9 protein-coding genes are annotated in these 7,577 nt (G+C 42.7%); 7 read left to right on the forward strand and 2 right to left on the reverse strand.

What is annotated here, in order from left to right:
* Positions 1–164: 164 nt before the first annotated feature.
* On the forward strand, positions 165–1,919 hold the full coding sequence (locus VB740_RS16130) for a diguanylate cyclase (RefSeq protein ID WP_323200981.1): 1,755 nt from the start codon (positions 165–167) through the stop codon (positions 1,917–1,919).
* A gap of 14 nt (positions 1,920–1,933) precedes the next feature.
* Positions 1,934–2,062: a hypothetical protein gene (locus VB740_RS16135; RefSeq protein WP_323200982.1), complete on the forward strand. Its 129-nt coding sequence runs from the start codon at positions 1,934–1,936 to the stop codon at positions 2,060–2,062.
* Between the two features lie 38 nt (positions 2,063–2,100).
* On the opposite strand, the gene mraY is transcribed toward VB740_RS16135, so the two are convergent.
* Together mraY and VB740_RS16145 are read right to left on the reverse strand one after the other, a co-directional pair.
* Positions 2,101–3,192: a phospho-N-acetylmuramoyl-pentapeptide-transferase gene (mraY, locus tag VB740_RS16140; RefSeq protein ID WP_323200983.1), complete on the reverse strand. Its 1,092-nt coding sequence runs from the start codon at positions 3,190–3,192 to the stop codon at positions 2,101–2,103.
* A 183-nt stretch (positions 3,193–3,375) separates the two neighbouring features.
* On the reverse strand, positions 3,376–3,612 hold the full coding sequence (locus tag VB740_RS16145; RefSeq protein WP_323200984.1) for a DUF3134 domain-containing protein: 237 nt from the start codon (positions 3,610–3,612) through the stop codon (positions 3,376–3,378).
* Between the two features lie 241 nt (positions 3,613–3,853).
* Between VB740_RS16145 and VB740_RS16150 the strand changes: the two genes are divergently transcribed.
* From VB740_RS16150 to mdh, 5 genes are all read left to right on the forward strand, one after another.
* A complete protein-coding gene (locus VB740_RS16150) occupies positions 3,854–4,438 on the forward strand; it encodes a PAP/fibrillin family protein (RefSeq protein ID WP_323200985.1) in 585 nt (194 codons plus the stop codon).
* Positions 4,439–4,720: 282 nt separating this feature from the next.
* Positions 4,721–4,936 carry a photosystem I reaction center subunit IV gene (locus VB740_RS16155; RefSeq protein ID WP_069073932.1) on the forward strand — a complete coding sequence of 72 codons (216 nt, stop codon included), beginning with the start codon at positions 4,721–4,723 and terminating at the stop codon, positions 4,934–4,936.
* Positions 4,937–5,185: 249 nt separating this feature from the next.
* Positions 5,186–6,037, forward strand: a complete 852-nt coding sequence (locus tag VB740_RS16160; protein ID WP_323200986.1) for a DNA-formamidopyrimidine glycosylase — start codon at positions 5,186–5,188, stop codon at positions 6,035–6,037.
* Between the two features lie 119 nt (positions 6,038–6,156).
* Positions 6,157–6,372, forward strand: coding sequence for an NAD(P)H-quinone oxidoreductase subunit O (locus tag VB740_RS16165; protein WP_229473396.1), 216 nt, complete (start codon positions 6,157–6,159; stop codon positions 6,370–6,372).
* 89 nt (positions 6,373–6,461) lie between these two features.
* Positions 6,462–7,445, forward strand: coding sequence for a malate dehydrogenase (gene mdh, locus VB740_RS16170; protein ID WP_323200987.1), 984 nt, complete (start codon positions 6,462–6,464; stop codon positions 7,443–7,445).
* The last annotated feature ends 132 nt before the right edge of the window (positions 7,446–7,577 follow it).

Consider the following 7,577-nt stretch of genomic DNA (forward strand, 5'->3'; position numbering starts at 1 on the left):
GGTAATGTCTGTGTTTTTCTCGCCTCAATTACTACTAGCTAGGCAGTTACGATAACTTTTGTAAAACTAAGGCATGAGGCACTGAAATCATCCTTTCTATCCTTACATTTTGACACTACCCAAAATTATAGTGAATCCGATGAAATGTTAATATCAGGTCAACAATGGAGCCTATTTACTGGAATTGCATAATTGCTCACGGCATCACTGCATTTTCATGCTTTGGAATCCCTACATTAATATGGGTTTTTATTGCCAAAACTAAAGCAACTATCCCTTCTAAGTTTTGGCTAGCCTTCTTCTTATCAGGTGGATTTATACTACTTTGCGGACTTCATCACCTTCTGGCGATCTTTGAGCCACATTCGGTAGTGTCGCTGTTACACTTAGGCGTACTTGATGTAATGGCGTTTGTTTCCTTGTTTGTTTTACTCTACCTGATGCCAACCGCTTATCAAATTGTAGAGGCGATCGCTAAATCTCAAGAAGATAACCGCGAACTTCAACGCAGCCAGCAGATGCAACGGCTATTCCTAGATCAGGGCCCGTTTGGAGCTTATATCAAAGATGCTCAATCTAGAGTGCTTTATTACAACCAAGAAATACAGTCTAGATTTTCGGTAGATCCAGAAGAATGGTTGGGGAAAACCGATGATGAATTCTTGCCAGATCCAGAAGAGGGGCGGCAGGTAATGGAAAACGATCAAGTCGTTTTGAAGACTCTACGCCCCTTGAAGCTGATTGAAGAGGTAAAGATACCTGGTGATGATCAGCCGTGCTACTGGCTATCGTTTAAGTTTCCTTTTAGCGATTACACAACGGGTGCTTACCGCATCGGTGGGATTAGTATCGATATTACAGAATCCATTGAAGCACAGCGATCGCTCACTGACTTAAATCGGCAGCTAGAAGAAAAAACACTGAAATTAGAGGCAAAAAAACGAGAACTTATATATCTCTCAGATATGGCGGATATGCTTTATTGCTGCGAATCTGAAGATGAGGTGTATCAAGTGGTTGCTTTAACCTGTTCTAAGCTGTTTCCTAATATGAGTGGTTCTATCTATATAATTGCTAATTCTAAGAATTATGTTCAGATGAATAGTAGTTGGGGAGGTAAAAGAAGCAGTAAAGAAATATTTTCACAATCTGAGTGTTGGGCTTTGCGGAGAGGGAAATTCAACCTTTTATCGGCGTGTAACTCAGGACTAATGTGCAACCACTTAATACAGCCTGTTAGCGGCACACATTTGTGTGTTCCATTGTTTGGACAAGGCGAAGTAGTTGGGATTTTACACATCGATGCGCCTGAAGAAATCAGCCCAGAAGATCAACAAATTACTGAGATTATTGCTAGAACATTAGGTATTGCACTGAATAATCTATCAATAAAAAAACGTTTAACTTATGATAACTTGCGGGATGGGATGACCCAACTATTCAATCAAAATTATATGCAAGCCATAACGGAACAGAGACTAGCAGAAGCTGACCGATCGGGACAACCTCTTAGTGTTATTTTCCTAGATATCGATAACTTCAAATATTACAACTCGCGCTATGGGCATTTGACTGCCAACATTGTGATTCAGGGATTAGCAAAGCTGCTGTTAAAATCTATTCGCTCTTTTGATATTGCTTGCAGATGGGGTGGTGAAGAATTTGTGGTTGTAATGCCTAATATGACACTGGAAAACTTGAGGAAGCGAGTAGAACAACTAAGGATAGATGTTGAACAAATGCAATTGAAGGACGGCGATCAGATCATCGAAAGGATCACCGCTTCTTTTGGAATAGCTGTATCAGAACCAGGAATTACGGTTAAGGATTTTCTGAATCGGGCAAATCAAGCGATGCTTGAGGCAAAGCGAACAGGGAAGAATCGAGTTATGGAGTATGTAAATACGTATATTAATTGAAGAAGGCAGTCCCGATGAAACGAGTTTTAAAAGCCTTGCATGAAAGAGGAATTAGGCAGTGGGGACTGGTATTTTTACTCAGCATAAAAAAACAACTCCCTGAAGATGTGGGAGTTGTTTTTTGTATTCAAGCAGTTTTTTAAAAGATTCAGAATGGAACGATGCCTGGGTTGGGCTGCGCCTACGCCAAACAGATAGCAGCCAAAATAGCAGCGATGACATAAAATACTCCAACCACTTGCAATTCTGACCAGCCAGTCAGTTCTAAATGATGGTGTAAGGGTGCCATTTTGAAGAGGCGCTTGCCTTTGCCATCAGGGCCTTTAGTGGCTTTATAGTAACTTACTTGTGCCATCACTGAAAGAGTTTCTACGAAGAAGATACCACTGAGAATGAACAGAGCTACTAAGGTGTTTGTCAATAGCGCTACAGCCGCTAAAGCGCCTCCCAGTGCTAAAGAACCGGTATCTCCCATGAAGACGCGGGCTGGATTACGGTTATGGGCTAAGAAACCTAAGCACCCACCGCTTAAAGCAGCACAGAAAACCATTAACCCAGGTGCTGTAGGCGCGACTAAAGCACCTAATGCCAAAAGTGCGATCGCCACTGTTCCTGCTGCCAAGCCATCAATCCCATCTGTTAAATTAGTCGCATTACTTTCTGCAACTAACACAAAACCTGCTAAAGGCCAAAATAGGAATCCTAAGGGTAGTGTGAAGCTCACCCAAGGCAAAGCAATATTTGTAATATTAGAAGGTTGATTAAACATCAGCCATAGACAAAATACAGCCGCAAAACTCACCTGCAAAGCTAGTTTTGTGCGGGGAGATATACCTTTATTTGATTTCCGGCGCAGAATTTGCCAATCGTCGAGCCAGCCAATCAATCCATAGCTGATTGTCAATGCCGAAACTGCAAGCACCTCTTTAGAAAAGTTAGATAATATACACGCAATCAGCACAGATACAGGTATAAAAAATATACCGCCCATTGTTGGCGTGCCTGCCTTTTTTAGATGCGCTTGGGGGCCATCTTCACGAATGATTTGTCCAGTTTTGAGTGCTTGAAGTAGGGGTATTACCCAATAGCCTACGACACCTGAACCCAGCGCACACAAAAGTAGTGGCAGGGTTAACGACATACTTTGCCAGGGTAGTCTATTGGCTATCGAATCCAAGAAAAATGCTGTTGTACCTAGCCCTACAGCTAATAAAGAGGCTAGAACGATTCCAGAAATATTTAAACCTTGCTCAGGAGATAATTTAGCGTCCACAGAAGTTTCCCTTCACTCCACACTTATAAAATTGAATATCAGTAACTAGGGATACTACCAAGTCCCTAGGACAGCACGGCGAAAATAAACATACCATTTCAAATGGTGCAAAAGTCCGAAATACAATTCTTTTGACTTTTGACTTTTAACTTCCGCCTTGCGGCAGGCACTAGCCTCAAAAGGCTAATCTTCAGCGATTCCTACATCGTCATCATCATCAAGGTCGTAGCCAATTCCATCTTCTACACCCATCAGGGAGTCTATTTCTTCTTCGTCATCTTGAAAATCCGGTTCGTGAACGTCACGCGCGATGATCCGACCATTGGTTTGCAACCAGTCCAACAAAGAGGACTCTTGCTTTAGGGGGATGACATCGGCTCGCTGATTACGGGCTACTTCACGTAATGGAGAGTTCAACATATCGAGGAGGACAAGAAAAGGTTTACGTAAGTTGACATTTAGAGTCTATCACTTGACACGGATTAATTTAGTTATCTTTTCAACGCTTTAGTTGATAAATCCGCATTCAGATAGAAATTTTTTATTTAATAGGCATATTGCTTATGCCAAGCGATTATTCGTAATTTTTATGGCTCTATACATAGGTCATGAATATCTTGTTTATGCTGATGGAAGGGACTGATTTTTGAGGTGACAGGCGATGATGGGAAAAGCGGCTCTTATAGATGCGATCGCTGGGACAAATCGCGGTCTACTGGCGACCCAAGCACAGAAACAGGGTATCTTAGCAGCGATCGCCAATTTAGAAGATTTTAATCCTACACCCCGTCCGGTAGAAGCTAACAATTTGCTAGATGGCGATTGGCGATTGCTATACACCACTAGCAAGGCTCTTTTAAACTTAGATCGTCTACCTTTGTGCAAACTAGGTCAAATCTATCAGTGTATCCGGGTAGATACTGCCAGTGTTTACAACATAGCTGAGATTTATGGCTTACCTTATTTAGAAGGATTAGTCAGCGTTGCTGCTAAATTTGAGCCAGTTTCAGGTCGGCGTGTCCAAGTAAAATTTGAGCGATCTATTATCGGCTTACAACGTTTAATAGAATACAATTCTCCGGTAACTTTTATCCAACAAATTGAAGCAGGTAGAAAATTTCCGGGGATTGATTTTGCAATCAAGAGTGATAGACAGCAAGGCTGGTTAGATATCACCTATATAGATAACGATCTGCGAATTGGCAGAGGTAACGAGGGGAGTGTGTTCGTATTGAGTAAAACATAAGTTTTGCAAAAATACTGTTTGCGAACGAAGGTACGCTATAACGTGTACCTTGTCAAGTAGGGCTAATACAGTTTTAAATTTGGGATGTGGTGGGGAGTGGGGAGCAGGGGAGCAGGGGAGAAGAGAAGATTTTTCCCCTCTGCCCCTCTGCCCCATGCCCAATCCCCAATCCCCAATTCAGACAAATAACTTAACAAAGACTCTAGCAACGACCTTCAGGTTGTAGAGTGAAATCAATTAGCCCTCTAGATTGGCGATTGATAACTAAAAGGGAAAATAATCATGGTTCAACGTGGTTCAAAAGTACGTATTCTCCGCCCTGAATCCTACTGGTTTCAGGATCTAGGAACTGTGGCTTCCATTGACCAAAGCGGCATCAAATACCCTGTAATTGTCCGCTTTGAAAAGGTCAATTACTCTGGTATTAATACCAACAACTTTGCTCAGGATGAATTAGTAGAGGTAGAAGCACCAAAGGCTAAACCACCGAAAAAATAGCAGCAAACCTACAAAGGGGTATTTTGATGCGATGATGAAGGGTAGTCTTAAGCCTGAAGTATGAAGTCTGAAAATTTCAGTTCATTCATCTTTCATCCAAGCCTACCCTAACCTATGAGAAGCTGCCCTGCGGGTATTTACGGTTTCTCTGGGTAGTAATACGAGCCACATACGGATGTGTAAGTACTACCTCATCTCTTCTTTTTTGATCCCTTAAATATATAAAAGTTGTCTGCTTAATCAGCTTGAATGCCTGAACTGCCTGAAGTTGAAACAGTCCGAAGGGGTCTAAATCAATTGACCCTGAACCAAGAAATCACGGGTGGAGATGTGTTGCTCGATCGCACCATCGCCTACCCGTTTTCTGTCGGTGAATTTGTTGATGGAATTACAAAGAATGCCATCGCTACTTGGCATCGTCGCGGTAAATATCTGCTTGCCGAACTCTCCTCTTCTTCCACAAGTTGGCTAGGGGTTCATCTGCGAATGACCGGTCAACTACTATGGCTGCATCGAGATGAACCATTACATAAGCACACGCGGGTTAGATTATTCTTTGGGGAACACCAGGAATTACGCTTTGTTGATCAGCGTACCTTCGGGAAAATGTGGTGGGTTCCGCCTGGTGTTGCTGTAGAAAGTATTATGACTGGTTTAGCAACACTGGCAGCAGATCCATTTTCACCCGAATTCACTGTTGAATATCTAGCTCTCAAACTCCAAAATCGCCGTCGTCCGATTAAGACTGCGCTACTCGATCAATCGGTGGTGGCGGGATTAGGTAACATTTATGCGGATGAAGCCCTGTTTAAGAGTGGGATTTTACCTGAAACCTTATGTATAGATTTGCAGTTAAAGCAAATTGAGCGTTTGCGAACAGCCATAATTCAAGTGTTAGAAACCAGCATTGAAGCTGGTGGTACGACTTTTAGTAATTTCTTAAGTGTTAAGGGTGTCAACGGCAATTATGGTGGTGTTGCCTGGGTTTATAACCGCGCTGGAGAACCCTGTCGAGTTTGTGGTACGCCAATCCAACGGATTAGGTTAGCTGGGCGATCTAGTCACTTTTGCTCACAGTGTCAAACAGGAGAGACGCGATGAATCGCTTCTGTACAAGAGTTAGAGACGCGATGAATCGCGTCTGTACAAGAGTTAGGAGTTTTTACCTCGGAAGTCTCTTAAAATGCGGATAAGTATCTAGAAAATTGAGAGGGGAATTCATGGCAGTCAAAAAGGGAGATATGGTTCGCGCTATCCGCGAGAAACTGGAAAACAGTCTGGAAGCAAAAGCCAGTGATGCTCGCTTTCCTTCCTATTTGTTTGACAGTAAGGGCGAAATTGTAGATATCAAAGGTGATTACGCCCTGATTAAGTTCGGGAAAGTACCAACACCAAACGTTTGGTTACGTGTGGATCAACTCGAAGAGTTTAAATAATAAATAAAGAATTCAGGAGTCAGAATTCAGAATTCAGCATTTATTCTGACTCCTGAATTCTTGTTGATAGAAATTGCACTTTAATAATTATGTCTTCTTCCCCTAACTCCCCAATTGTGTGTAATTTACCCCGTGTCGCCATCGTGGGTGCGGGTAGGGTTGGCAGTACTTTAGCTCAACGCGTTGCAGAGAAGAACCTGGCTGATGTAGTTTTACTAGATATTATTGCGGGAATGCCCCAAGGTTTGGCGCTGGATTTAATGGAAGCCAGGGGAATTGAAATACATAATCGTCGGATTATCGGCACAAATAATTATGCTGATACTTCTGGCTCTCAAATTGTGGTGATTACCGCAGGACTTCCCCGCAAACCAGGGATGAGCCGGGATGACTTGCTGAAAACCAATGCCAAAATTGTAGTGGAAGCGGCAAAGAATGCGATCGCTCATTCTCCCAATGCTATTTTTATTGTCGTCACTAATCCGTTGGATGTGATGACTTATTTGGCTTGGCAAGCAACAGGTTTACCACGCGATCGCATTATGGGTATGGCTGGCGTGTTAGATTCCGCCCGTTTTGAAACTTTTATTGCCCTAGAATTGGGGGTTTTGCCTGCTGATGTCAAAGCGATGGTATTGGGTAGCCACGGCGATTTAATGGTGCCGTTGTCTCGTTATGCTACCGTTAATGGCATTCCCATCACTGAATTGCTGGATGCAGCGACAATTGAACGCTTGGTAGAAAGAACCCGGAATGGTGGCGCAGAAATTGTGGAATTGATGCAGACGGGTGGTGCTTTTTTTGCTCCGGCATCGGCTACTAGTGTGATGGTAGAATCGATTTTGCTAAATCAGTCGCGGTTGTTGCCTGTGGCAGCGTATCTGCAAGGTGAATACGGTTTAGAAGATGTTGTGATTGGTGTTCCCTGTCGGTTGGGATGTGGTGGAATTGAGAGTGTATTGGAATTGACACTCAGCGATCAAGAAACAGAGGCTTTGCATACTTCGGCTAAATCTGTGCGTAAAAATATTCAGCGATCGCAAGAAATTTTGGCTAATAACAAGTCAACTTAACGCAAAATGGGCGGTTAGAAACCGCATCTACACAAACAAAAGCTACCGATCCTGGGTTTCAAAACTTTGATTTCTCAGCGTTGCTGATTCCATGTATGAAAATGATTTTGCATAATACCAAAATCCTTGTAG

The organism is Nostoc sp. UHCC 0251, from assembly GCF_034932245.1.
Lineage (GTDB): Bacteria > Cyanobacteriota > Cyanobacteriia > Cyanobacteriales > Nostocaceae > Nostoc.

What these genes read in the sequence shown, in the direction of transcription:
- VB740_RS16155 (WP_069073932.1), top strand. Translation starts at nt 4,721, where the DNA reads ATGGTTCAACGTGGTTCAAAAGTACGTATTCTCCGCCCTGAATCCTAC.
- VB740_RS16135 (WP_323200982.1), top strand. Translation starts at nt 1,934, where the DNA reads ATGAAACGAGTTTTAAAAGCCTTGCATGAAAGAGGAATTAGGCAGTGG.
- VB740_RS16150 (WP_323200985.1), top strand. Translation starts at nt 3,854, where the DNA reads ATGATGGGAAAAGCGGCTCTTATAGATGCGATCGCTGGGACAAATCGC.
- mdh (WP_323200987.1), top strand. Translation starts at nt 6,462, where the DNA reads ATGTCTTCTTCCCCTAACTCCCCAATTGTGTGTAATTTACCCCGTGTC.
- VB740_RS16165 (WP_229473396.1), top strand. Translation starts at nt 6,157, where the DNA reads ATGGCAGTCAAAAAGGGAGATATGGTTCGCGCTATCCGCGAGAAACTG.
- VB740_RS16160 (WP_323200986.1), top strand. Translation starts at nt 5,186, where the DNA reads ATGCCTGAACTGCCTGAAGTTGAAACAGTCCGAAGGGGTCTAAATCAA.
- VB740_RS16145 (WP_323200984.1), bottom strand. Translation starts at nt 3,612, where the DNA reads ATGTTGAACTCTCCATTACGTGAAGTAGCCCGTAATCAGCGAGCCGAT.
- VB740_RS16130 (WP_323200981.1), top strand. Translation starts at nt 165, where the DNA reads ATGGAGCCTATTTACTGGAATTGCATAATTGCTCACGGCATCACTGCA.